The 24,003-nt window shown below is 34.5% G+C and carries 23 protein-coding genes and 4 pseudogenes; 19 read left to right on the top strand and 8 right to left on the bottom strand.

The window, feature by feature from the left end:
- The first annotated feature begins 8 nt into the window (after positions 1-8).
- The 11 genes from OOL05_RS02970 (at position 9) to OOL05_RS03020 (ending at position 12,415) form a co-directional block, all read left to right on the top strand.
- Positions 9-2,093 carry a coiled-coil domain-containing protein gene (locus OOL05_RS02970; RefSeq protein WP_264730741.1) on the top strand — a complete coding sequence of 695 codons (2,085 nt, stop codon included), beginning with the start codon at positions 9-11 and terminating at the stop codon, positions 2,091-2,093.
- Positions 2,094-2,374: 281 nt separating this feature from the next.
- Positions 2,375-3,391, top strand: coding sequence for a hypothetical protein (locus tag OOL05_RS02975; protein ID WP_264730743.1), 1,017 nt, complete (start codon positions 2,375-2,377; stop codon positions 3,389-3,391).
- Positions 3,392-3,427: 36 nt separating this feature from the next.
- Positions 3,428-4,108 (top strand): orotidine-5'-phosphate decarboxylase, encoded by a 681-nt coding sequence (gene pyrF, locus OOL05_RS02980; protein ID WP_264730745.1) that lies wholly within the window; start codon positions 3,428-3,430, stop codon positions 4,106-4,108.
- An 814-nt stretch (positions 4,109-4,922) separates the two neighbouring features.
- Positions 4,923-6,086 (top strand): phage major capsid protein, encoded by a 1,164-nt coding sequence (locus OOL05_RS02985; RefSeq protein ID WP_264730747.1) that lies wholly within the window; start codon positions 4,923-4,925, stop codon positions 6,084-6,086.
- Between the two features lie 74 nt (positions 6,087-6,160).
- The gene (locus OOL05_RS02990) at positions 6,161-6,748 is read left to right on the top strand and encodes a hypothetical protein (RefSeq protein ID WP_264730749.1); all 588 of its coding nucleotides are present in this window, start codon (positions 6,161-6,163) and stop codon (positions 6,746-6,748) included.
- Positions 6,749-6,879: 131 nt separating this feature from the next.
- Positions 6,880-8,208, top strand: a complete 1,329-nt coding sequence (locus tag OOL05_RS02995; protein ID WP_264730751.1) for a hypothetical protein — start codon at positions 6,880-6,882, stop codon at positions 8,206-8,208.
- Positions 8,209-8,350: 142 nt separating this feature from the next.
- The gene (locus OOL05_RS03000; RefSeq protein ID WP_264730753.1) at positions 8,351-9,160 is read left to right on the top strand and encodes a hypothetical protein; all 810 of its coding nucleotides are present in this window, start codon (positions 8,351-8,353) and stop codon (positions 9,158-9,160) included.
- A 140-nt stretch (positions 9,161-9,300) separates the two neighbouring features.
- Complete coding sequence (locus OOL05_RS03005) at positions 9,301-9,498, top strand: hypothetical protein (RefSeq protein ID WP_149168885.1); 198 nt, start codon at positions 9,301-9,303, stop codon at positions 9,496-9,498.
- A gap of 405 nt (positions 9,499-9,903) precedes the next feature.
- The gene (gene dapB / locus OOL05_RS03010) at positions 9,904-10,698 is read left to right on the top strand and encodes a 4-hydroxy-tetrahydrodipicolinate reductase (protein ID WP_264374698.1); all 795 of its coding nucleotides are present in this window, start codon (positions 9,904-9,906) and stop codon (positions 10,696-10,698) included.
- Positions 10,695-11,453: a phosphate ABC transporter ATP-binding protein PstB gene (gene pstB / locus OOL05_RS03015; RefSeq protein ID WP_010401422.1), complete on the top strand. Its 759-nt coding sequence runs from the start codon at positions 10,695-10,697 to the stop codon at positions 11,451-11,453. Before dapB ends, pstB begins: the two co-directional genes overlap by 4 nt.
- A 68-nt stretch (positions 11,454-11,521) precedes the next feature.
- Entirely contained in the window at positions 11,522-12,415 is an 894-nt protein-coding gene (locus OOL05_RS03020; protein WP_264730755.1) for an ankyrin repeat domain-containing protein, read from the top strand.
- A 142-nt stretch (positions 12,416-12,557) separates the two neighbouring features.
- On the opposite strand, the gene dxr is transcribed toward OOL05_RS03020, so the two are convergent.
- Together dxr and OOL05_RS03030 are read right to left on the bottom strand one after the other, a co-directional pair.
- Positions 12,558-13,733, bottom strand: coding sequence for a 1-deoxy-D-xylulose-5-phosphate reductoisomerase (gene dxr / locus OOL05_RS03025; protein ID WP_010406676.1), 1,176 nt, complete (start codon positions 13,731-13,733; stop codon positions 12,558-12,560).
- A 27-nt stretch (positions 13,734-13,760) separates the two neighbouring features.
- The gene (locus tag OOL05_RS03030) at positions 13,761-14,255 is read right to left on the bottom strand and encodes a hypothetical protein (protein WP_010406678.1); all 495 of its coding nucleotides are present in this window, start codon (positions 14,253-14,255) and stop codon (positions 13,761-13,763) included.
- 319 nt (positions 14,256-14,574) lie between these two features.
- On the opposite strand from OOL05_RS03030, the gene OOL05_RS03035 reads away from it, so the two are divergent.
- From OOL05_RS03035 to OOL05_RS03045, 3 genes are all read left to right on the top strand, one after another.
- Complete coding sequence (locus OOL05_RS03035) at positions 14,575-16,461, top strand: WH2 domain-containing protein (RefSeq protein ID WP_264730757.1); 1,887 nt, start codon at positions 14,575-14,577, stop codon at positions 16,459-16,461.
- A 74-nt stretch (positions 16,462-16,535) separates the two neighbouring features.
- The gene (gene proS, locus OOL05_RS03040; RefSeq protein WP_264730759.1) at positions 16,536-17,795 is read left to right on the top strand and encodes a proline--tRNA ligase; all 1,260 of its coding nucleotides are present in this window, start codon (positions 16,536-16,538) and stop codon (positions 17,793-17,795) included.
- The gene (locus OOL05_RS03045) at positions 17,792-18,166 is read left to right on the top strand and encodes a holo-[acyl-carrier-protein] synthase (RefSeq protein ID WP_007302804.1); all 375 of its coding nucleotides are present in this window, start codon (positions 17,792-17,794) and stop codon (positions 18,164-18,166) included. Before proS ends, OOL05_RS03045 begins: the two co-directional genes overlap by 4 nt.
- A gap of 52 nt (positions 18,167-18,218) precedes the next feature.
- Here OOL05_RS03045 and OOL05_RS03050 read toward each other — a convergent pair whose 3' ends face one another.
- The 4 genes from OOL05_RS03050 to OOL05_RS03065 form a co-directional block, all read right to left on the bottom strand.
- Positions 18,219-18,953 carry a hypothetical protein gene (locus OOL05_RS03050; protein ID WP_264730760.1) on the bottom strand — a complete coding sequence of 245 codons (735 nt, stop codon included), beginning with the start codon at positions 18,951-18,953 and terminating at the stop codon, positions 18,219-18,221.
- Positions 18,954-19,012: 59 nt separating this feature from the next.
- Complete coding sequence (locus OOL05_RS03055; RefSeq protein ID WP_264377753.1) at positions 19,013-19,402, bottom strand: phage tail protein; 390 nt, start codon at positions 19,400-19,402, stop codon at positions 19,013-19,015.
- Positions 19,377-19,778 (bottom strand): DUF3168 domain-containing protein, encoded by a 402-nt coding sequence (locus tag OOL05_RS03060; RefSeq protein ID WP_264730806.1) that lies wholly within the window; start codon positions 19,776-19,778, stop codon positions 19,377-19,379. The genes OOL05_RS03055 and OOL05_RS03060 overlap by 26 nt, the downstream gene beginning before the upstream one ends.
- Before the next feature lie 456 nt (positions 19,779-20,234).
- A complete protein-coding gene (locus tag OOL05_RS03065; protein WP_264730762.1) occupies positions 20,235-20,510 on the bottom strand; it encodes a head-tail connector protein in 276 nt (91 codons plus the stop codon).
- Positions 20,511-20,664: 154 nt separating this feature from the next.
- On the opposite strand from OOL05_RS03065, the gene OOL05_RS03070 reads away from it, so the two are divergent.
- Positions 20,665-21,333 carry a septal ring lytic transglycosylase RlpA family protein gene (locus OOL05_RS03070; RefSeq protein ID WP_012481726.1) on the top strand — a complete coding sequence of 223 codons (669 nt, stop codon included), beginning with the start codon at positions 20,665-20,667 and terminating at the stop codon, positions 21,331-21,333.
- A 322-nt stretch (positions 21,334-21,655) separates the two neighbouring features.
- Positions 21,656-21,839 (top strand): annotated as a pseudogene (locus OOL05_RS03075) (IS630-like element ISWpi11 family transposase); the annotation flags it as partial.
- A gap of 29 nt (positions 21,840-21,868) precedes the next feature.
- Here OOL05_RS03075 and OOL05_RS03080 read toward each other — a convergent pair.
- A pseudogene (locus OOL05_RS03080) lies at positions 21,869-22,097 on the bottom strand (transposase); the annotation flags it as partial.
- Positions 22,098-22,156: 59 nt separating this feature from the next.
- On the opposite strand from OOL05_RS03080, the gene OOL05_RS06790 reads away from it, so the two are divergent.
- The 3 genes and pseudogenes from OOL05_RS06790 to OOL05_RS03085 all read left to right on the top strand — a co-directional run bounded on the left by OOL05_RS06790 (position 22,157) and on the right by OOL05_RS03085 (position 23,307).
- On the top strand, positions 22,157-22,327 hold the full coding sequence (locus tag OOL05_RS06790) for a hypothetical protein (protein WP_010401597.1): 171 nt from the start codon (positions 22,157-22,159) through the stop codon (positions 22,325-22,327).
- Positions 22,328-22,383: 56 nt separating this feature from the next.
- Positions 22,384-22,569: a transposase gene (locus OOL05_RS06795; protein WP_406721496.1), complete on the top strand. Its 186-nt coding sequence runs from the start codon at positions 22,384-22,386 to the stop codon at positions 22,567-22,569.
- Positions 22,557-23,307, top strand: a pseudogene (locus OOL05_RS03085) (IS256 family transposase). Before OOL05_RS06795 ends, OOL05_RS03085 begins: the two are co-directional and overlap by 13 nt.
- 135 nt (positions 23,308-23,442) lie before the next feature.
- Here the strand turns inward: OOL05_RS03085 and OOL05_RS03090 are convergent.
- A pseudogene (locus OOL05_RS03090) lies at positions 23,443-23,957 on the bottom strand (IS6 family transposase); the annotation flags it as partial.
- Between the last annotated feature and the right edge of the window lie 46 nt (positions 23,958-24,003).

Below are 24,003 nucleotides of genomic sequence, written 5' to 3' on the forward strand. Positions count from 1 at the left end.
AGGTAATAATGATTGGTAATTCATATAATAATAAAATTGAAGAGCAAAAAGATGATTATCATGACTTCATTCAAAGGTTTTTGTTTTTGCTCGGTAAGATAAAAGAAAAGAATAAATCAATTCACACTGCTGTAGCTAGTTTTCACATATTATCTTTTTTAATAAAATACAATGCCAATTTTAATGAAGATGAAGTGTATAAAGCCGTTATCCAAGATTTCAATAATGTAAAGGAAGCGAGACTAGAGCTTCAAGATGATGCTAAAAAAGTATTGAGTGGGTATATTGAAAGTGGTGTTGAAACAGTGTCAATATATGGTAGTTGTGCAGAAGTTAAATTGGGAGCTAATAAAAACAAATTCAAAGTCAGTGAGTTTTTGAATAGTAATTTCTGTCAAGATAATGGAATTTCAGGATTTTCAACTCTGCATAGCAATGGAAAAAATGGAATGCACGGTTTTGTTTCTGAAGAAGGAATAAGGCACTATGTTGTAACTGATGGTGCATACGAAATGACTCTGAATTGGTGTGATGAGGACGGAAAAAAGTGCACTATTATAATTAATACTGATGCTAATGGTATAGAACTTATCGAGCGTAATCGTGTTACTGATGATCAATTGAAAGCAAATAAAGATGTAAAAATAGGTAACTTATTCTTGTATCAAATAAAATTTAGAAATAAGGAGAAAGGCAATCATAAATCATCTGAGATTGTGATAGAAAATAGTAATAGAAATATTAACATTCAAACAACTCAAGAAATTGAGCGTGGCAGCAAAGAAGCTCAAATAGGCAGTACTAAAATGCAAGACAAAATTGCACAAGTTGTAGATGACAGCTTAAACGAAAGAATTAATAAATTGGAAAAAGAAAATACAAGATTAACTGAAAATAATCAAACTATATTAGAACAATTACAGCAAAAAATGAGAGAGGTGGAGGAATTAAATGGAAAGGTAAGGGAAAAAGATGAAGTTTTGGCTGAAGTAACACAAAAACTCAAGCAGCTAAGTGATTCGGTAGAGAGTGAATTTGAAAGGAGAAAAGTAGAGAAGGAAAAGTTAGAGGAGAAGTTAAGGAAAGCGCAAAAAGAGATACAAAAGTTAAGTAAAGAAAAAGCTGAATTAGTGCAAGAAAAGCAAGGCTTGGAAGAATATGCTAAAATTCTAGTTGTCAAAATACAAAAACTAGTTAATCAAATAGGGCGATCAGATCTTAAACTGGATAAATCAATAAATGAAAATAAAAGGTTAGAACAAGAATTGAATGATACTAAAAAAGATTTAGGTGATAAATATAGTGAAATCCAGAGATTAGAAAGTCAATCACACGAATTAGAAAGTCAAAAAATAACAGAATTGGAAATATACTTAGAAGAGAAAAAGAAAAAAATAGCAGAGTTAGAGGTGCTGTTGGAAGAAGAAAAGGGGGAAGTTTTTAGTTTAGAATCTAGATTATGTAATTCAGAAGAAGAAAAAAGACGATTACAAGAAAAGTTAAATGAAAAAACTCAAGAAGAGATTAATCTAGAAGAACTATGTAAGAAATTGGAAGAAAAAGAAGCTGGGTATCTCAATAGGATCAAAGAATTAGAAAGAAATCTTGATCAAGGAAGAAAAGAATTTGAAAAATTGCGAAGTGATCTAGAAGAAGAAGATCAAAATTGTTCTGAAGAGTACGAAAAGTTACTATCTGAGAAAATTACTATGAAAAGGGGAATTTCACGTTTAGATGATCAATCTTCATTATCTCATCAAAATTATGTCAGCTTTGTAAAGGATTGTACGGGTTTGATAACAGAGATGGTAAGTTTGTTTCAAGAGAGTATAGGAGAAAAAGACAATGTGACTATGCCAAGGAGTACTATGCTAGAGATTTGCGGAAGATTTGATGAATTGATTAAGCATTGTGTAGAAAGTGATCAAGAAATACAAAAGATGCTTGAAGAAGTATTTGAACAAATTAATGATAGCCCTGCTTCTTCAAATATGAGTAATGGGGATTTATCAGCACTACCAAATAAAGAGCCGGATGAAACTTCATATTCAGAAGATTTTGGATATTCTAGTAGATGTTCTACTCCTGTCTGATGCCACCTTGCATTTTGAGTTTAGTTAGAATATCAACTAAAGTTTATCACTGGTACAATTGTGATAAGTGTTCTCCTCTACAGGTAAGATAATTTTAATCAATATATACAAGACTGCTGAAGTTTTGTATATGGGTGATGAGCAATTTACTTAATAAATATAATACATTTTATTTTATAGCTAGTTCTCTGGCTACTCTTACATTACTTACATCTTTAGCTCTTATTAATGTACCTAGTTCTTTAATTCTCGCTTTAGCTGTATTATCTGTTTTGGCTTTTATGATTTTGTATAAAATAATTATTGACACTAGGAAAGTGGGAAAGGAATTTGCTCACAAAGAGCGTGAGTTGACTCAAGAAAAGCACAATTTATACGAGGAAGGAAGAAAATTTTGTCAAAAAATAGAAGCTGAGAGGAAATATTTTCTTAAAGAAAAAAAATCTTTGGAGGAGAAATTAGAAGCAAAAATGATCCATATAATTGGAATAACAGAAGAATTAGAAAAAGTAACGAAGGAGAAAGATCAGCTTGCTGCACAAGAAAAAGAACTACTCCATAAAATCTCATATTTGTGTAAACAGTTACAGGAAAAAGAAGCTAATCTAACTGAGAGGAAAAAACTTATAATCGAATTGAAAAGAAAAATAGACAATGATAAATATGAAGAATTATATAAGGAAGTAGAGAAATTATCTAAAGAAAAAGAGGAGTTATCTAAGGAAATAGACAAATTACGTAAAGAGAAACATATACTATATATGAAAAAAGAAGAATTACATAAAAGACAAGAAGAACTTTGTGTGGAATTAGATGAATTACAATGTAAATTTAAAGAAATTGATCAGAAAAATAAAAACTTATCTCAAGAATTAAAAAGGAAACTTGAAGAGCTAGATAAAACAGATGGTTTAATTAAAAATCAATCTTTGGAGTTAGACAGAATAAGACAAGATTGTAATAACGAAGTGAAAAATTTAAGAAATTCACTTTTAGAGCGAGACAGTCAAATAAAACAACTTCAATATGTGATAGATAAGATAGAAGAATCGATAAGAGAAAATGAAACAATTAAAGATTATAGCAAAAAAATAATATTAGGGGAGACTCAGAAAATAAAATTTATATTAGGGCAACTTGTTCAATTCACGCCAGGTGAAGATTATAGACCATTAGAAGAAGCTTCAATGGGAGATCTTGGATATGAATCACTACCTGCAACCCCAACCAAATCGCCAAATTCACTATTAACAGAATCTTATGAACTTAATCAGAGTGAAGGTATTTACAAAACATAATAACTAGCTTTATTATAAAAAAAATTATACAAGATAATGAACCCAATAATATGCGCACTGGATACACAAGATTTGAATGAAGCCATATCTTGGGCTAATGGTCTGCGTGATAAGGTTGGCATGGTAAAACTTGGGTTAGAATTTTTTGCTGCACATGGTCCTTCTGGAGTGAGAGAAGTTGCAAAATGCAATGTACCAATTTTTTTAGATCTAAAATTGTATGATATTCCAAACACTGTAGCTAGAACAGTTGAAGCAATAAAAGCTCTAGATGTTGAAATGCTAACATTGCATATCAGTGGTGGAACAAAAATGCTTAAAGAAGCACTAAGTATAGTGCAAGGAAAGAAAATAAAGCTAATTGGAGTAACAGTACTAACTAGTATGGGCAATGAAGATCTGAGTGAACTCGGAGTAGCAAGGGAAGCAAAATCACAGGTAATTTTGCTAGCAAAGCTTGCAAAAAAGATTGGACTACATGGAGTAGTTTGCTCTGCACTAGAAGCTCAAGAAGTGCGCCAAGAATGTGGTAAAGACTTTAAAATTATTACTCCAGGAATCCGTATAAATCGAGGTCATGATGATCAAAAAAGGACAGCAACACCAAAAGAAGCAATAAATTCAGGAGCTGATTATATCGTAATTGGCAGACCAATTACAAAAAGCGGCAATCCCGCAAGTAGTTCAGAATTAATATTGAAATCCCTTACTGATTGAAGCAGGAGAGCGGCAAGGTAGATAAGGTACCATAGAATAAAAGCAACAAACGGTATGTATCCGTTCAGCAGGGTGGCAAAACAAGGTAGACGAGAAAAGATAACTAAATGGGTGTCATCCTAGTGCTTGACCATTTTTCTTTTTTTTCTGGATTCCAGCGTCACGCGCTGGAATGACAGGGCTGTGAGTGTCATCGAAGTAGCCGATACAGGCCTTTTTCTTCTGTCATCCCAGTGCCCTGACACTGGGATCCAGTTAAATTTACAGGTATAAAAGTAATCAACGTTTCTGGTGATGATAGAAAAATGGATCCCAGTACAGGATACCATTTATTGTTTTGGCAAATTTGTACAGCTACATACTTTATTTGCACATTCTTCTGAACAGATACGCAGCGAAAAAAAATGCTTGACACAAAAAAATGGATGCTGTATATTGCTAACAATTAAGTATAATATTTACCGTGGTGTAATACTACACTGCTTTTTTTTACTTCAACAAGTAATCAGTATCATTTTTCTCTCGTTACCAAGCGCCTGACGTTTATTTGTATCTACCATGAAGCCAATGCTGGAATCCAGAAAAAAGACCGGTGAATGGCAGTATACATATACAGTTGTATGAACGTTGTTTACCATGAGGGCGCCTCCCAGCACTGGGATCCATATTGTAAACAAGCGTTTGAGTTATACTAAGCTGCCATTCACCGGTCTTTTTTCTGAATGCAGTTTGCATAACAACGAAAAGGTACTGAGATTAAAGATTACCTTCAAATTACAATACTATTCTAATTTTATTTTTAAAGGAGGCTATTATGTCACTTACTGATATCGCTCACCGTGTTAATGAACTCGCTTCATCATGGGAGCAATTTAAATTAATAAATGATCGCAAACTAAAAGAAATCGAAAGCAAAGGACCTGAGCAGCTATGCAAGATAAATAGTAATATTGATAATTGCAAAGAGCGCTTAGATTTTATTGAAACTTCAGCTCAACGTCCAGAAATTAGCACAGATTTTAACATGGGTGATAAATATTTTTCTGATTATATCCGCAAAGGAATAGAAAGTAGGTTATCACATAAAACCCTAAGTGGAGATGACAATGATATTGGAGGGTATTTAGTTACTCCTCACATTGTAAAACGGATAAACAAGCGTATAGCTGATTCATCTCCAATGCGGCAAATATGTTCTAGTCAAAGAATCTCTACTGAAACATTGGATTATATTATAGAAGATTGTGACCGTGCTGGTGCAGGTTGGAGTGGTGAAGTCGTAGAGGACGAAGATGGTGGCTATAAATCCAAGTATGATTTTGCACAAGACACAAGTACACCTAAAATTCAAAAGATTTCCATCACAACTTATGAGCTCTATGCTCAGCCGCAAATATCACAAAAATTGCTCGATGATGCATTTGTCAATGTTGAAAATTGGCTTGTAGAAAAGGTTGCCGAAACTTTCAGTAAGAAGGAGAATGAAGCCTTTATTAAAGGTGATGGCACTTTTCAACCTAAAGGAATTTTAACTTACGAAAATGGAAATGGTCATAATAAGATAGAGCAAATTAAAGCTGATAAGCTAGACAGCGATGCCATAATGATATTGTACTACTCTCTAAATGAACATTACTCTAAAAATGCATCATTTTTGATGAACAGGAGTACGTTAAAGGACGTTAGGCTACTAAAATCTGAAACAGGTCAGTATCTTTGGCAGCCGAGTTTATCGCTTGAAACTCCAGATACTTTAATGGGAATACCAGTATATCAATCTGCTGATATGCCACCTACAATGATTGCAGTAGCGGATTTCAAACAAGCTTATAAGATCGTAGATAACAGAGGAATGAGAATACTTAGAGACCCTTATACAAACAAACCTTATGTTAGATTTTTTGTTACTAAGCGTGTTGGCGGGGAAGTTGTCAACACCAGTGCTATTAAATTATTGAAAATTGCAAGCAAGTACTAAAATTTTTATGAAATAATTGACATATTATACTTTTTATGTAATAATTAAATTATTATTAACTTAAGGAGTAAAATATGTTAAAAAAAATAAAAAACTTTTTTCAGTCGATTGCAGGAAAAATTGCATCAGGCTGGAACAACATTAAAAACTTGTGGTCTAGTAAACCGCAAAAAAATAGTGTAATTGAACTAGTGAAGGGTGAATCCAATCATTGGGGTGTTATTAAAGAAAATGGTAATAAGCAGTTAGTACTGCATACAAACAAAAAGAATGTACCAGAAATTATAGATGGGAGAGGTATTAATTCTAAAGATCCATCAAGATATCATATAAATGTCAAATCTGACGAAGCTATATTCGAAATTGTTTATAGCAAACTTGTTGTCATGAACGATAGTTCGGTATCCTTTATAGTGGACTCGGTAGATGATGGTAAAACTTTGTCTTGTGAGTTAGAAGGAATGAAAAAGATGTTGGGTTTAAATAGTAAGCGTACAGTTGTTACTATAGATAAAATATCTCAGAAACCTGAAGTTGTAAGTTCTACATCTAAAGTGCCTGCAAGTGATAGCAAGGTACTAAGCTCAGAAGCTGGTAAACCTAGTAAGGTGCTAGATAAGCCAGCTATAAATTCATCAATACCTATTATGACATTTTCATAAAGAGTATCTTTTCTTCACAAAAGAGCACCTCCTTTGGTGCTCTTTTTTCTTTATAAGTTTTCTCCATAGGAGAAAATTGACAAATTAAATTTTATATATAATAATTAAATTATTAATTTAAGGAGTAAAGTATGTGGGAAAGTATAAAAAACTTTTTTAAGTGGATTGCTGATCGTAGAGGAATTTCATGGATTGCAAGAAAAATTTCATCAGGTTGGAATTGGTTATTTAGCAGTAAAGCAAATACTGCTCAAGAAAATATATCACCAAAGAGACCTTCAGATGAGAATGTAAATAAAAGTCCAACTGTTAGCACCCCTATGCAAAATGAGACTGAAGAACCTGTATCTAAAACAGGTACAAACGTCGAGCCAGCAGAAAATTTTCCAGAAAAATCAGAACAACCAAGAAGGCACGTAAATCCTAATAAACCTAATGTTATTCAACAAAGCACAAAGCCAGGGAGTTATTTTGAATTTATCGATAAAAAATTACTATTTGTTACAACAAACGAGAATTATAAACGTCTTGAAGAAAAATGTAAAAATGAAGACAAAAATGGTAAAGTTATACCTGGAGAATTTCGTATATTTGTAGAGTGTGAAAGTAACAAGTTTTGTATTACTGGCCCTTATAGTTCATGTCAAGATGTAGATGATGGAAAGAAATCTGTATCCATAACTTCAGTGAAGAAACAGCATGACAAGGGAACTATTTCAAAAGACCCATCAGAAATGATGTATAAAGTAGGCTTGGATGAGAACAAAAATCTTGCTGAAATAACTAGAATGTCTATAAATCCATTGAAAACTACAACACCTAATCTTAATGCTACTACGATACAACGAACAGTTAACAATGATTCTGAAACAACAACCACTGATCAGCAAAGGGCATTGAGCCAAGAAGTTGTTGCTAATGAGCCTAAAGGAGTAGGTTATATTGAACTTGATAAAGATAATTACTTATTTTTAAATGTGGAAAAGGGTATAAAAGTTGAGGATTATAAATATAGTTTAACCCAGGACAAATTTTCTCCTCAGCTTCTTGTATATCTAAGGTGTGGTAAAGGAGAATATCGCATTACTGGTATTAGTCATCTCCATGGCGTTTCTGAATGTGTACTTGTACAATCAGTACTAAAGAAGAAAGAAGATGGTAATTATATCGATGACGATAAAATATTAGTTCAAGACAATATTGAGCATGTGAAAGAAATGTTAGGATTGAAAGATGATGTAACAGAGATTAAAATAGATAATATATCTAATCAGCCGTTTGAAGGTACAGCGTTGGAGCAGCATAATCTCAATCCTACTACGGCACAACAAATGGTTAACAATAAGGAAGTGACTACTGAATCAGAGGAGTTTTATGATGAAGAAGTTACACAACCAAGTCCAACAATTGGAGTACCATCAACAGAGAGAAATTATGTCACTAATCCAAGTGTAGATTGAAACGGTTATTGTTAAAACAAACCCTTCACAAAAGAGCACCTCCTTTGGTGCTCTTTTTTCTTTATAAGTTTTCTCCATAGGAGAAAATTGACAAATTAAATTTTATATATAATAATTAAATTATTAATTTAAGGAGTAAAGTATGTGGGAAAGTATAAAAAACTTTTTTAAGTGGATTGCTGATCGTAGAGGAATTTCATGGATTGCAAGAAAAATTTCATCAGGTTGGAATTGGTTATTTAGCAGTAAAGCAAATACTGCTCAAGAAAATATATCACCAAAGAGACCTTCAGATGAGAATGTAAATAAAAGTCCAACTGTTAGCACCCCTATGCAAAATGAGACTGAAGAATCTGTATCTAAAACAGATATAAACGTAGAGCCAGCAGAAAATTTTCCAGAAAGATTAAATGATGAACCTAAAGCAGTAGGTGAGATTAAATTTAAGGATAACCAATTCTATCTTTCATTAAATAGACCTTTAGCAGAAGGAGAGTATAAAAATCTCAATAATAGAGTGAATTCATGGACTAAACTACTTGTATATGTAAAGTGCGATAACAATGGATATAAAATCGTTGGTGATGGTAATGACTTTAATAACATCACAAGTGTACATATAGAATCAATAACAAAAAAGAATGAAGATGGTAGGTATTTAAGTTGTAATGCAATTTATAGTAGAAAAAACACCTACCGTATAAAAGAAATGTTAGGATTGAAAGATGATGTAACAGAGATTAAAATAGATAATATATCTAATCAGCCGTTTGAAGGTACAGCGTTGGAGCAGCATAATCTCAATCCTACTACGGCACAACAAATGGTTAACAATAAGGAAGTGACTACTGAATCAGAGGAGTTTTATGATGAAGAAGTTACACAACCAAGTCCAACAATTGGAGTACCATCAACAGAGAGAAATTATGTCACTAATCCAAGTGTAGATTGAAACGGTTATTATTAAAACAAACCCTTCAAAAAGAGCACCTCCTTTGGTGCTCTTTTTTTCTTTATACGTTCTCTATAGAAAAAGTTGACATACTATGCTTTTTATATAATAATATAAATTATTAATTTAAGGAGTAAAATATGTTTAAAAAAATAAAAAACTTTTTTAAGTGGATTGCTGATCACATAGGAATTTCATGGATTGCAAGAAAAATTTCATCAGGCTGTAAGCGGCTGTTTGGTGGTAAAAAAAGTGAAACAAGTGTTGCGAAACAAAGCATATCACAGCAAGGACAATCTTCAGGTAAAACTACTATTGAAGAAAAAAACAAGAGTTAATAAATGCTTTTACTGCATCTCTTTCTAAGTTTAGAGAAGATTTATCTGATCTTACTCTGAGGAAGTGACTACTGAATCAGAGAAGTTTTATGATGCAGAAGTTACATAACCAAGTTCAACAACTCGAGCACTAGCAACAGAAAGACATTGTGTCTCTAATCCGAGTATAGTAGGAAACGGTTATTATTAAACCAAATCCTTCACAAAAGAGCACCTCCTTTGGTGCTCTTTTTTTCTTTATAAGTTTTCTCCATAGGAGAAAATTGACTAATTACAATTTTTCGTATCAATTTTCAATAGATTCATCGATGTATAGCTATAGTTTTATCAGTGTAAGGCTAAATATGCTAAGCTTATAAAGATGACAAAGCTTCAAAAAAAGCCTAACATAGTGGAAAAAGCTTTATGAAAATCAAAGTTGGAGTAATAGGCTGCTTAGGCAGAATGGGTAAGAAAATACTCAATGAATTAATTACGAATACCAAAGTGGAAATAGCAGGTGCTGTTGCTCGCTTGGGCAGTGAGTATATAGGCTTAGATATTGGGCCTATTGTAGGCAATAATTGCAATTTAGGAATCAAAGTTACAAGTTCCATTAATGAGGTATTTGAATCGTCCGATGTTGTAATAGATTTTACAACTAAAGAATGTATGCTAGAATGCCTTAAGGCGGCCGTGAAATTTAAAAAACCGCTAGTTAGTGGCACAACTGGAATAGAAGGTCTAAATTTAAAAGAATATGCTGCTAAAGTTCCAATATTATGGTCAGCAAATATGAGTGTTGGAGTTAATGTGTTGCTGAAATTGGTAAAAGAAGCTGCCAAGCTTTTAGGTAATGAGTATGACGTTGAAATTTGGGAAATGCATCACAATTTAAAAAAGGATTCACCATCTGGAACAGCTATAGAGTTTGGTAAAGCAGTTGCTAACGCTGCAAAAGTGGATTTTGAGCTCAATCAATATTCACATAATAATTCAAATATAAGAGGGAAAGGAGGAATAGGCTTTGCAGTATCTCGTGGAGGTGGAGTAATAGGAGATCACAGTGTCATGTTTGTCAATTCCGATGAACGAGTAGAATTAAATCACAAGGCAATTGATCGTACAACGTTTGCTAGAGGGGCGGTTCAAGCAGCAATATGGTTGTGCGAGAATAAACAGGAAATACCAGGACTTTATTCAATGCAGGATTTAGTATGAGCGATAAATACGCTTTCGTTAAAAATTTAAATCTTTGGTATGGCTCTAAACAAGTTTTATTCGATATAAATTTGAATATTTGCAAAAAGAAAGTCACAACTTTTATCGGACCTTCTGGGTGCGGTAAATCGACATTTTTGCGTTGTTTCAATCGTATGAATGATTACGTACCTGGATGTAGAGCGACTGGTGAACTGGTAATCGATGGGCTGGGTAATATATATTCACGTGATATGGATGTTGTATTGCTCAGAGCAAAAGTTGGTATGGTATTTCAAAAACCCAATCCTTTTCCAAAGTCAATATATGATAATGTTGCTTATGGGCCTAAATTGCATGGCATGGTGAAAAATAAGCAAAAATTAGATGAAATAGTAGAAAGTAGTTTAACTAAGGTTGGTTTATGGGAAGAGTTGAAAGATAGATTGCAAGATAGTGCACTAAATTTATCTGGTGGCCAGCAACAAAGATTATGCATTGCTCGTGCAATTGCAGTAAAGCCAACTATTTTATTAATGGATGAACCATGCTCTGCTCTTGATCCAATGGCAACCAATGCAATCGAAAATCTTATACAAGAATTGAAATTGAGGTTCACCATAATTATGGTAACTCATTCGATGAAGCAAGCTAAAAAATTATCTGACAGCATAGTTTTCTTTTGCAATGGCAAGATTGTTGAATTCGGAAGTACTCAAGAAATCTTTGAAAATGCTCAGTCTCCTTTAACGAAGGAGTATATTCTGGATCATTAGCTTAATAGTTGATATTTTAATTTTTTCTATGTATAATTTTATCAAGTTTGTTGTGATAGGGGGTTAAAATGTTTAGTACAAGTGAAGCAACAAAAAAGTTGTTTAAAGCTATTGAATTTCAAAATGCTAGTGGTGAAAGAATAACACCTGAGGAAGCTTGGAATCATTTTCAACAAGCATTGAAAGAAGGAGCGAATGTTAACGCTTTTGAGGATGGGATGACACCTTTGATGTGCATTATTTCAGCTTTTGTTACTAGTAATAACGAGGAACATCAATATTTAGAGCTTATGGCTAAGTTGCTTGTAGAACATAAAAAAATCGATTTAAATATTAAAAGCAAGCAAGCTGTTATTGAGAGAAAACCAAAGAAACATGATGGTTATCCAGTGTACGAATTTGAGGGGAGAGAAGTAGTAGATAAGGGTATAAGGGGTTGTGTATACCTTGACAATTTACAACCTGTTAATGAAGGATTTATACCTCAAAATTATGCTCGTGCAGAGGAGGAAATTAAGACCGGCAAGAAGGAAAAAAATACAGCTCTACACATTGCTTGCAAGTTGGGAAATGTAAACATGATAGAAATATTACTTACACATCCAAATATCAAACCTAATATTAAAAACTATGAAAACAAAAGTCCAAGAAATTGTATTGCAGGACATGTCAAGAAAGCAATAGAACCAGAATTCCTAAAGATAGAAGCAGTCGCTCAAAAAAGGAAACAAACTAATTATGCTTGTGCTTTTTTGTTATCTGGAGTACTTGCTGCTGGTATATGTTTCGCAGTTGATAACCCAACTCCGCTTGTTGTAACTTCGTTGCTTTTTCTTGCAATAGGATGCGGTTATCTGTATAGAGCAAATACAGTTATTAATGATGTAAGCTTCTCTCAAGTTATTGTGAACGAACGTGCTAGTGATGTATCTGTTCAGGTAAGGTATCATTCCAGCACTTGATGCTGGTTTTCATTTAATCTCATTGAATTTAGCATAAGCTTTGTAAATTTTTCTAGATCCCAGTGTCAGCTACTAGGATGACAGGAGTATGAAATGGGGCTACTTGACCATTTAGTTGTCTTTTCTCGTCTACCTTATTTTATCACTCTGCTGAACAGATACCTTTACTTTTTATGATTTCATTGGCAAGAATACGGCTTTCAAAATCGACACTTATTATGTCGGATAGTGAGTTAATATCAGAGTACTTGTCAAAGTTTTCTATTGTTGATTTTACTACCTCTACTACTTCTAAAAAGCCGATTCGTGACTTCAAAAATTCGTTAACAGCTATCTCATTTGCAGCGTTCAAAACAATACTATTTGTATGTGGAGAAGAAGAATTTAACACTTCCATGCTTAGCTTTAGTGAAGAAAAACATTTGTGGTCTGGTTCTTGAAAGGTCAATTTTTTTTGTTTTGTTAAGTCTAACTTGTAGTTCAAAGTTGATCTTTCTGGCCAAGACAAAGCATATGCAATGGGAATTTCCATATCAGTTTCTGCAAGCACAGCAAAGCTGAATCCATCGTGATAAACGACAATTCCATGTACTATCGATTCAGGGTGCACTACTGCTTCAATTCTATTTGGACTAATATTAAACAAATGATGTGCTTCTATTATTTCTAGTGCTTTATTCATCATTGTTGCACTATCAACTGAGATTTTCTTTCCCATTTTCCAAGTAGGGTGACTTAGTGCCTGATTTACTGTGATATTTCTTAATTGTTCAAGGCTATAATTTAAAAATGGTCCACCAGAGGCAGTGAGTATAATCTTTTCTACACATTTATCATCATTTTGCAAAACTTGAAAAATTGCGTTGTGTTCAGAGTCGATGGGAATTATTTGTACGCTCCTTTCTTTAGCTTTTTTAAGTAGTAACTTACCACCGCAAACAATACTCTCTTTGTTTGCTAGAGCAATAACTTTAGTACCGCTTTCTATAACCTTTATAACTGGCTCAAGGCCTGCGATGCCAACTATTGCAATAACTGAGAGATCAACGGGTAGAGAAGCAACATTTGCTAGACCTGGAGCACCAACTTCTACTTTGACGTTTGTACCAAGTAGATCTTCTTTTAAATCTTTGTAGAACCTTTCATCAGAAATGGCAGCATATTTTGCATTAAGTAGATTTGCCTGTTGTGCTAGCAGAGCAAAGTTAGAATTGGCACTTAGTGCTTCCACCTGATATTCTTCCTTTCTCTTTAAGAGCAAATCTACAGTCTTTTTTCCAATGCTTCCTGTTGATCCTAAAACTGAAACTTTTTTCACTAATTACAATAAAATCTTCTTAGTTATTTAGTAACCAAGCTCATGATCATCACCAACAGATGGTGAAGGACCAGGTGAAAAAGATTGGCCATGATGATCACCTGCATCATGCATATCATGCAAACCATCGGCACTTTGAGCTATTTCATTGTTAGAGTGGGGATAATCATCCGGATGATGCCCCTCATCACCGTAGTCCATACCCATTCCTTCTGATGGCATATCTTCTCCACCACCACCTGAAAAATATTCAGCAAGACTTTCAAGAAATTTTATGCCAAACATATTACCTGATTTTCCAAATAACGTTACTAGACTGCTACCACTGACCAAACCTTCGAACACATTATTATAAGCAGCAATTGCTCCTTCATGAAAGTTGAACATCCACTTCATTCCATCCACAATTGTTGCAACAGAGTCGCTATGACCAAGACCGAAACCACTTTTCTCACTAGCGGCTTCCTGGTGTTGCTGCTGTGCCTGCCATTCTGCAATATTTGGACCTTGTGCTTCACTCATAAACTTTTATTCTAAGCCTTAAGCTATTATTTTACCAAAAACACTGTAAAATATCAATTGTTTAAGAGAGGTTATCATAAAAATAGCTAACACTAAGCTATTTTTATGATTCTGATTACTCTATACCAAAACATCGATGATGTGCTGTGGTAACAAAGTGATGACTTGAGGTTTAAGATAGCTTCTATTTCTTCTTAGAAGACTGCTCCTCTCTCTTTCCTTTTTATTTTATTATCTTAATACTAACTTACTCATAAATTATTGACAAGTACTAATAATTTAATCATCATTAATATAATACTAATAATGAGGAAGAAAAATGCTTACTAATAATAATAACACACCATCATCAGCTCCGCTACCACCCCCACCTCTACCACCTGCAGATTGGGGAAAAAATTGGAAGCCAGCGAAAAATAACGATAAAAATGAAAACACTCTTGGTAGTACTCCATCAAAAACCAGCAATAGCACTCAATTAAAAAGAGGTCTATCTGAGGTTTCTAATCCAAATCTTTTTGAAGAGTTGAAAAATAATTCAAAATTCAAGGAAGCAAACAATGCGAATGGCGAAACTGCAGATAAAGGAAGCAATATTAGACAGAGTGAGCCAAATAGAATATCAACTACCAAGCCTGTATCACCTAGAGTTTTGAGTCCTCAACAAGATAATGGTAATAGTAACAAACCTTCAGGAACTAACAATAGTACTCAATCAGAAAAAGGGCTATCTGAGAATCCTATTCAACTTGCAACAGAACAAAAAATCGATACTCCCATTTTGATTAATACTTTAGTTGGAATAAGTAAGACAGCTGCCTTAAAATATTCAATTGCTACTTTGTTGCTATGTATATCTAGTGTTACAGCTGGTATATATACATATCTTTCGATTTCAGTAACACTAAGTGATCCAGTACTTTTCACAGTTATTGCTTTTGTTTCTGCATCGGTTATGTTGAGCTTAGCTGCATATCTTATCAATTCACACCTTTCTGCAATAAACAGCGAGAAAGGAGTTGATCCTGGTAGAAAACAATCACAAGATTTACAGAAAGCAAAAGGACTTGAACACAGCAATACTCATACATCATCACCTCCAGTAGCGCTTAGAACATCCAGTGTACCGACACCACCTACTCTAAAGAATAATACTACTAATAAATCCATACCCTCAGGAGGTGGCAAGCAACAAGGAAGTGGAGATTTGATGGCTGATTTGAACAAAACGCTCAAAAGCCGAAGGAAAGCAATTGATGGAGAGGACGACGTACAACAGCAAAACAACGAAGTATGTCAAAATCAATCACAAGATAGTAGTTTACAGAAAGCAAAAGAACTTGAACATAGCAATACTCCTACACCATCATTTCCAGTAATGTCTGGAACACCCAGTGCACCGCCACCACCACCTCCTCCATTGCCACAAAATGCTGCACCACTACCACCTCCTCCTACAGCTTCCAAGTATACGGAGAAACCTAAGAATGGTGCACCGAAAAAGGCTAATGAATCTGAGCATGATCGTTCTGCTCTGTTTGCGCAGATAAGAGGAGGAGGTGTTAAGTTGAAACGTGTTAACAATGAGTTTAAAAATGCTAAGACACCAGGTAATAACAATGATGGGAAATCACAAGATTTTTCAGATGAATTGAAGGAAGAGTTTAAAAGTAGTAAGAGCAATGCTGAGCAAGAGACAGGAGAAGAGCTCGCTGCAAGAATTGAGAAGTCGATACAAGAGAATAAGCAACATACAATGAGGAATGCTCAATGTCATGATTATGAGATAGCTAATATCCTGAAGAGGAGACTAGCAATAGAACTTTCTAGTAGTGAAAGTGAAGTTTCTGACCACAGTGACAGTGATGATTGGAGCAATGATAAATCGAAAAAACCGAAAGAGAAAAAGCTGACAAAATCCAGGAAAAAACCTACGCCTTCAAACTCCCAACCAGAAGATGAAAGAGGAAGCAAGAGTCCTGACAGTGGTCATGAATCTGATGATAATGAAAAATCTAAACCTACATCTCCGTTACATTCTGTGCCAAAAGCAGGTAAGCCACTGGTACCGCCTAAGACTGCTGGTTTACAAACGAAATCTGAAGCTTCTCCTGCAGCACAAGCAAATAATGTTGACTCAGTGAATAGTGAGGTGCAAAAACCATTTCAAGTTCAAAGTGTCGTAGATCGAGGTAAGAGAAAGTAGTACACTCTTCTTAAAATAAGTTTACCTACAGGCCTGATTGTATTAAGATTACTTAGTACAATCAGATTTATCAAATGCGTTTATCTCAATATTATCTGCCAACTTTAAAAGAAACCCCGGCTGGTGCTGAAATTATTTCTCATCAATATTTGTTACGTGCGGGCTTAATCAAGCAGACAGCATCTGGAATTTATTCTTGGCTGCCGCTTGGTCTTTTGGTACTTAAAAATATTGAAAATATTATCAGAGATGAAATTGGTGCAATTGAAGTGTTGATGCCTTGTGTGCAGCCAGCAAGTCTTTGGCGAGAGTCAGGACGTTACGATGATTACGGCAAAGAAATGCTACGTATTAAAGATAGGCATGAAAGCGATATGCTTTTTGGTCCAACACATGAGGAGGTGGTAACTGATTTGATTAGAAATACGGTAAAAAGTTACAAAGATTTACCACTTTGTTTATATCAAATTCAGTGGAAGTTTCGTGACGAAGTAAGACCTCGTTATGGCGTTATGAGAGGCAGGGAATTTCTGATGAAGGATGCATACAGTTTTGATGTAGATTACGAAGGTGCACTGAATTCATATAATTTGATGTATAAAACTTACATAAAAATCTTCAAACGCATGGGACTTACTCCAATTGGAGTGAGGGCAGATACAGGACCAATTGGAGGAAATTTAAGTCATGAATTTCATATATTGGCAAGCACCGGTGAGAGCACTTTATATTATGACAATAAATTTTCTGAACTGCTAGAGAGTGAAGATATTGAAAGTCTGAAGAGCATATATGCAGTTGCAGACGATATGCATGATCCTGAAAGTTGTCCTATACCGCAAGAACAGTTAAATGTTAGCAAGGGTATTGAAATAGGGCATATTTTTTATTTTGGTGATAAATATTCGAAACCTATGAAGGCAAGTGTTACTTCTCAAGATGGAAAAAATGTTAACATGCATATGGGTTCGTATGGTATTGGAGTTTCAAGGCTTGTTGGCGCAATAATAGAAGCTTTCCATGATGATAAAGGAATTATCTGGCCAGAGGCAGTAGCTCCTTTTAAAGTTGGTTTGATCAATTTACAAACAAAAGTAACGGAGGCTGCAGATAAAATATACAAAGCTTTGAAAAGCGATGAAGTGCTTTATGATGATACAGACGAAAGTGTAGGAGTGAAATTTGCCAGAATGGATCTGATAGGCTTGCCATGGCAAATAATTATTGGAAAGAAAGCAGTAACTTCAAATATAGTTGAAGTAAAAAATAGAGCAACTGGCAAGGTAGAGGAAATACAAGTTGAAGAAGCAATAAATCGCTTTAGCACAAAATGATATACGGTATTGGCACTGACATAGTATATATACCCAGAATATTGAGAATATCACAAAAATACGGGGAAAAATTTCTCAATAAAGTCTATACTAAGAAGGAGATAGAGATAAGCAAAAAATATAATAGCCAAGAAGTAAGAGCAAAATATTTTGCTAAACGCTTTGCTGCAAAGGAAGCTTTTGTTAAAGCGCTAGGCACTGGATTCAGCCAAGGAATTATAATGAAAGATATAGAAATATACAGTAATATCAGGGGAAAACCACATCTTGCTATCACAAAGGATTTCATCTCGAAAGACTACAAGATACACCTTTCTCTAAGTGATGATCAAGATTATGCTACTGCGTTTGTTGTAATTTGCGTTGAGTAGATATTGTTTAGTACATACGATTTCAAAAATTTTTTTGAAATTATACTTTGACCTACACAGATCGACCTTTCTGTGAATCCTGGTTTCTGCTTTCTTCAACTTGTTTTGCAAAAGACGTCTCTTGTGTATTCATATGTTGAAGTGGTTTAGCAATTTCGCGCACAACAGCAGCAACTGCAGTTAAAAACGCCTTGAATAATCCACCTAAAACTCCACCAAATGCTTCTCTACCGTACATACGAGCTTGCTTTTCATTGTCATCAGCAGTTTCCCCTGCCCTCCTTCGTGGATCCATTCTATGAGCAATAACTGAAAACAACACCCCCCTAATTGAAGACTTCACTCGTGCTTTTGCCTTCTGAACATCCCCATCACTTGCTACTTCATGTTTTTCCCTACTATTCATTAGCTCCTTTTGTTGTTGAAAACTTAAGATCTCTTCCATCAGTTGTTTCTTTCTCTTTTCCAGAACTCTTTTCTTGGATTCTGATTTATCGCGAGTGTGCTTTGTGGTTTCAAGTTCTACATCAATATCCTCAGATGCTGCTTGGCTATATAAGGTTTCTATGAGCCTATCTATACTTCGCTTTACTTGCATAGTCCTTTCGTAACTATCTAAATTATCAACTCCTTCATCAATTTGACTTAAAATATCCTCGAAAGGTTTTAAATACTCTTTGCACTGCTCTTCAAGCTGATTTTCATTCTTCAAATTCCTTTCTCTTCTGTCATCGCTATTCTCTTCAACATTATCATCGCCTTCTTCGAAAAGATCCTCATCGTTCATAATTTTTTTTTAATTTATTCCCACTTATTATTATTGTATATGAAAAAATTAAATTAACACTAATGAAAAGTGTTCACAACTTCAGCACTGGCTAAAACTACAGTGAAGCTGTCAAAAGTGGCAGGATCATAATATCTCTCATACAATTCAACCGAACACCTGAGTTTTATCTTCTCCTTAGCATTAAAACTAATCTCATAATCATTATTAGAGTTTAACATTGCAGAATTACGCAATAATTCATCAGCCAATACTGAATTTAAAATGCCATTAATTTTTATTGTAATCTTTCTACTTCCAACACAATCAAGCACTTTTCTCCAGCCAAAAGAGGAAATATCTTTCATCTCCTCTTTGTTATTACGCAAAGTAAACCTTAAGTTTCGTATATTATTCAGCACAACAAAATTATTGTCATGACCTTTAATTTTCAGCTGTAATTTGCTCATCGCTACCTCCTTGTATTAAAATATCAAAATTAATTGTTGAATGTAAAACTTCATCATGCTGATTCATAGCACAATTACTTTCAAAAATGGTCTCACTACTAATGCTCTTTACCACCAAGCTAACATGCTTTATAGCAGCAAGCATGCTGCTTATATGATAAGTATATATGTCGCATGAAAATCTTACTTTTGTAGCAAAATTAGATAGCATATGCAGGTTAACATAATTTACTATGCACAATCTCAGATAAGGAATAGTAACCTGCTTAGGCAGGTAATCATAGATGTTAGTAACATATTTCTTTAAATCAGAGTTTGCTTTTAATGCTGCATAAATACTATTATACAACTCATTTATAATTTGAATTTTTTCCATCTCACAGATACGGTTACGAAGATTGCAATTTGCAGGTACAACAGATGGTATCATCCTAGTGCTTACTGTACGAACATTATCTGTCAAGAAGATGTCATCCCATCCCCAGACACTGGTTCACTTTATAATGATGTCGTTCCAGTAGCTCTTTCTTGTCATCCCAGTACTGGGATCCAGCTTTACCTAACTATTTTTCTTGTTGGTCATTTTATTGAAAATGTTTGCTCATTTAGAATCAATTTTCCTGGATCCCAGTACTGGGATGACACCTTCCTTTATGGAATTAAGTTACAATTTTTGTACAGTAAGCACTGGAATCCAGTTTTCTTAACCAAAAACACTTCATTCTATAATGCAAAACCCATACTCACAAAACCCAATTCATTACTCGCAATCTTGATCCAAGTACTGGTATGACACCATCTGTTGTATCTGCTATTGAATGACAAACAGGAACTACAAAACAACCTTTGGTTCGCGAAATGGAGAATACACCTTCTTTACCTCAGATAAATGGCTACTTACTTCTGATTCACGATTTTTATAGAGAGCAGAAACATGCTGCATAATACCTAGCTTTATTTGCTCAGGAACGCTGTCATAGCCAGCTTCGTATACAACATCAGCCCTTATTATGTTCAAATAATTGAAAAATTCAATATAGCTTCCTATATCACTAAAATAATAACTAAGTTTTCTATTCTTATCAGTAGCCAATATTATTTTATTCACAGGACCATAGAATGATCTTCTTTCCTATGGTTTATAGATGCGACAGAACCTTTTTTAGTGCTGTGCATATTTGGCAGTAGACGTTTACTTATTACTAAATTTATTATAGTATAATTTAAAATCCTCATGGTATCGAACCATTTCACTAAGTACAATGATAAAAAAACTAGCCTTTCTATGTCTAATATTCGTTTTGATGAGTAGTTGTAGTTTTAGCAATAGGTGTAATCACACTGCAGGTCATTATAAAATTGGCAATAGCTATACAATAAATGGTATCACCTACCACCCAAAATACTGTAGCTGTTACGAAGAAGTAGGAATAGCATCGTGGTATGGAATAGAAGATCATGGCACAATTACAGCCAACGGTGAAGTGTTTAATCGTCACTTGATTTCTGCAGCACATAAGACCTTGCCCCTACCCTGCTTTGTTCGTGTTACTAATTTAGAAAATGGAAGAAAGCTTGTTATAAGAGTTAATGATAGAGGGCCATTTGTTGAAGGTAGAATAATAGACTTGTCAGAAAAAGCAGCACAAGTTTTAGGACTTCATAAGTCTGGGCTTGCGAAGGTAAAAGTCGAGTACTTAAGAAAGAGGTCAGAACAATTGATACAAAATACTCCTCATTACAAAAGGCAATATGAAAAAGAAATGCAGAAACGTCACCCAAAACAAAACAATGCAGAAAGTAAGGGATATGTAGCATTTTTTGTAAACGCTCAAGTAGCTAAATCAGCTGCATCAAAGCTTCGTAATCAAGGAATAGAAAATGTTAGATTGCTTTTCAAGAATGATCAATATTGCGTAAAAGTAAGTTAAAACCTGCATTACAGATTGTGTAGCATGCCAGAAACTATTTGACAAATGAGAATGTTCCAAAAGCATGTGCGTCAAGTTGAGAAACTATCGTGAAATATAGCAATATTTAAGATTGGTATTTTATTTGTTACATTTCAGGTAGTGACAGCTACCTCAGCTAGAGCTGTAAAAAATAATCTACCACTCAAGAAATTTCATTAAAAAAATAGCATAATCTTATTTCTCGGGAGTGTTAAATAAACTGTGTCAAACCGAGAAGTATAGCTCTTTTCATAATAGTCCAAACGAGGTAAAATAAGGTTTTATAGTAGTGAAGGTAAGGATGCCAGCAGCATATAGTTATAAAAAAAGCAATGGAAGCACTAGAAGAAGGAGAAAGCAGGGAAACGGTGGCAGCAAGATTTAAAATTGGAAGAACTACGTTATGGGAGTGGCAGCAAAGAAGAAAAGAAACAGGAGATTTTCAGTCAAAAAAACTTGGAAATGGAGGTTATAATCACAAAATTATAGCCCTTCCCATAATAGTCCAAAAAGGTCATAAGAAAGAAGAATCGACAGCATGACGAAAAGATTTGAATAAAGGAATGTTTTTCCTGGTTCTGTTTTTTATAGCAAACCAATAATGTTCAATTTTGTTAAAATCTGGAGAATATGGAGGAAGATATAAAATTTCTGCACCAACTCCTTTAGCAAATCTTATTAGACTTATGAAAAGTAGCATTATCAAGGATAACAGTTTGTCCAGGTTCCAAGGGAGTGTTAAATAAACTGTGTCAAACCGAGAAGTAAAGTAATAAATTGATAAAAAAATGGAGGTTTGACAATGAGTCAAGCAAACACAACTACCGGTTTGGTAGACTATAAAGAATTAGAAACAAATATCTTATCATCTATACGAGAAGGAAGACCATTGACAGGAAGAGATGGAGCATTAACACCATTTATAAAAAAACTGCTAGAGGGAAGGCGAGATAGAAAACCATTTGTCGGCTGAAAGCGAAGAAAACAACCGAAGAAATTCAAAGACTTTACGGACAAGTATTTGAACTATTGACACCAAGAGATAGAGAAGGAAGTTTCGAGCTACAAGTAGTCAGAAAAAGGCAAACAACCGAACTTGAAGCAAAGGTTTTAAGTACATATGCCAGTGGCATGGGATATAGCATCGCATGTAGAAGAAATATAAAATATCTGCAGCAGAGATATCAAGTATTACTGACAAATTGCTACCAGTAATCAACGAATGGCGCAGTCGTCCGCTGCAATCTGTATATCCGATAGTGTTCATGGTTTTTTAAGGTCAAGGAGGACGGGCATTGTGTAAGCAAATGTATGTATAACATATTAGCAAAATGGCAAAAAAGAAGTATTAGGTTTTTATTTGGCTGAAAGTGAAGTTCTGGTTGGGAGTGCTAAATGACCTCAAAGAAAGAGGAGTAGAAGATATCCTTATTGCCTGCGTTGATGGGCTGAAAAGCTTTCCTGCAGCTATAAACAGTGTCTTTCCTAATGCGGAAGTGCAGATGTGTATAGTGCATCAGATACGCAACTCACTGAAGTATGTGGCCAGTAAAGATGCGAAGAGTTTTTTGAGCGATTTAAAGAAGGTATATCAAGCTTCAAGCAAGGAAATTGCCGAGAATTATCTGTTGGAATTGGATGAAAAATGGGGTGCAAAGTATCCTATGGTTTTGGCAAAACAATTGGGAGAATTTATCTGGTTATTTTAAGTATTCAGGCCCAGTCAGAAGGGTAATCTACACCACCAATCCCATAGAGGGGCTACATAGGCAAATTAGGAAATTCACTAAGACCAAAGGCTCATTTACCAGCATAAATGCCTTGTATAAGCAGGTATATTGTGCTATAAAGAAGGCAGAGGAAAAGTGGACGATGCCTGTACATGATTGGGCATTAACTATCTCTCAACTTGATGTTTTCTTTCCTGGCAGATTGAAAATTGAGTTGAACTAAAAATGCGATTTGACACAGTTTATTTAACACTCCCTTATTGCTGGTATTGTAAATCTTAAGCACGCCTTTTAGTTAACCTTCATTTTAGTCACCCTCCTTTCCTTCTTTTTATCGCTTGATTCGCAGCAGGTCTTTTGCGGAATGGAAGCTTTTAAACCCAAGCATTGGCTTTATTAGTTTTTTGATAAATCTATCAACAATATTATTTAGATATTTTATTTGAAGAACTGTAATCTTCAGAAATTTCTGCATTCAAATCATCAAGAGCAGCAGTATTACTGCCGCTTTTATCAATTACAATTTTCTCAGGAAGATAGTTACTCCTGAAGGCTTTACGAAAGAATGCAAGTGCTGCAGACTTGTCTCTACTAACACACAAGTCTACAGTATATAAATAAACCCATTTACCGTTTAATTTAATGTAAGTCTCTCCAACTACTACCAACCTGCTTCTTTCTTTTCCTTACTGCCTCATCTATCAGTGGTGATAACCCACCTTTGTAACGTAGCATTTTGCTCCCCTTATACTCATCATTTCTTCCAAATCTCGATAGCTCAAAGAGAATCGACATTTCATGTATACAGATAACATCCGCTGAAAAGCTAAATCCTTTGAAATATGGCAACAATTTTTGATTGATACGAAACATCTTTGCTTTTTTTTTTAGACAATTATATCATTCTTCTTTCTACTTC

The sequence above is a fragment of the Wolbachia endosymbiont (group B) of Episyrphus balteatus genome (assembly GCF_947250575.1).
GTDB lineage: Bacteria > Pseudomonadota > Alphaproteobacteria > Rickettsiales > Anaplasmataceae > Wolbachia.

Bases quoted from the DNA above. Each gene is read 5' to 3' on its own strand.
- proS (WP_264730759.1), top strand. From the start codon at position 16,536: ATGCGTTTATCTCAATATTATCTGCCAACTTTAAAAGAAACCCCGGCT.
- pyrF (WP_264730745.1), top strand. From the start codon at position 3,428: ATGAACCCAATAATATGCGCACTGGATACACAAGATTTGAATGAAGCC.
- OOL05_RS03060 (WP_264730806.1), bottom strand. From the start codon at position 19,778: ATGGAAAAAATTCAAATTATAAATGAGTTGTATAATAGTATTTATGCA.
- OOL05_RS03050 (WP_264730760.1), bottom strand. From the start codon at position 18,953: ATGAACGATGAGGATCTTTTCGAAGAAGGCGATGATAATGTTGAAGAG.
- OOL05_RS03000 (WP_264730753.1), top strand. From the start codon at position 8,351: ATGTGGGAAAGTATAAAAAACTTTTTTAAGTGGATTGCTGATCGTAGA.
- OOL05_RS06790 (WP_010401597.1), top strand. From the start codon at position 22,157: ATGAGTCAAGCAAACACAACTACCGGTTTGGTAGACTATAAAGAATTA.
- pstB (WP_010401422.1), top strand. From the start codon at position 10,695: ATGAGCGATAAATACGCTTTCGTTAAAAATTTAAATCTTTGGTATGGC.
- OOL05_RS02975 (WP_264730743.1), top strand. From the start codon at position 2,375: ATGATTTTGTATAAAATAATTATTGACACTAGGAAAGTGGGAAAGGAA.
- OOL05_RS03035 (WP_264730757.1), top strand. From the start codon at position 14,575: ATGCTTACTAATAATAATAACACACCATCATCAGCTCCGCTACCACCC.
- OOL05_RS03030 (WP_010406678.1), bottom strand. From the start codon at position 14,255: ATGAGTGAAGCACAAGGTCCAAATATTGCAGAATGGCAGGCACAGCAG.
- OOL05_RS03005 (WP_149168885.1), top strand. From the start codon at position 9,301: ATGTTTAAAAAAATAAAAAACTTTTTTAAGTGGATTGCTGATCACATA.
- OOL05_RS03055 (WP_264377753.1), bottom strand. From the start codon at position 19,402: ATGAGCAAATTACAGCTGAAAATTAAAGGTCATGACAATAATTTTGTT.
- OOL05_RS03045 (WP_007302804.1), top strand. From the start codon at position 17,792: ATGATATACGGTATTGGCACTGACATAGTATATATACCCAGAATATTG.
- OOL05_RS02990 (WP_264730749.1), top strand. From the start codon at position 6,161: ATGTTAAAAAAAATAAAAAACTTTTTTCAGTCGATTGCAGGAAAAATT.
- OOL05_RS02985 (WP_264730747.1), top strand. From the start codon at position 4,923: ATGTCACTTACTGATATCGCTCACCGTGTTAATGAACTCGCTTCATCA.
- dapB (WP_264374698.1), top strand. From the start codon at position 9,904: ATGAAAATCAAAGTTGGAGTAATAGGCTGCTTAGGCAGAATGGGTAAG.
- OOL05_RS02995 (WP_264730751.1), top strand. From the start codon at position 6,880: ATGTGGGAAAGTATAAAAAACTTTTTTAAGTGGATTGCTGATCGTAGA.
- OOL05_RS02970 (WP_264730741.1), top strand. From the start codon at position 9: ATGATTGGTAATTCATATAATAATAAAATTGAAGAGCAAAAAGATGAT.
- OOL05_RS03070 (WP_012481726.1), top strand. From the start codon at position 20,665: ATGATAAAAAAACTAGCCTTTCTATGTCTAATATTCGTTTTGATGAGT.
- OOL05_RS03020 (WP_264730755.1), top strand. From the start codon at position 11,522: ATGTTTAGTACAAGTGAAGCAACAAAAAAGTTGTTTAAAGCTATTGAA.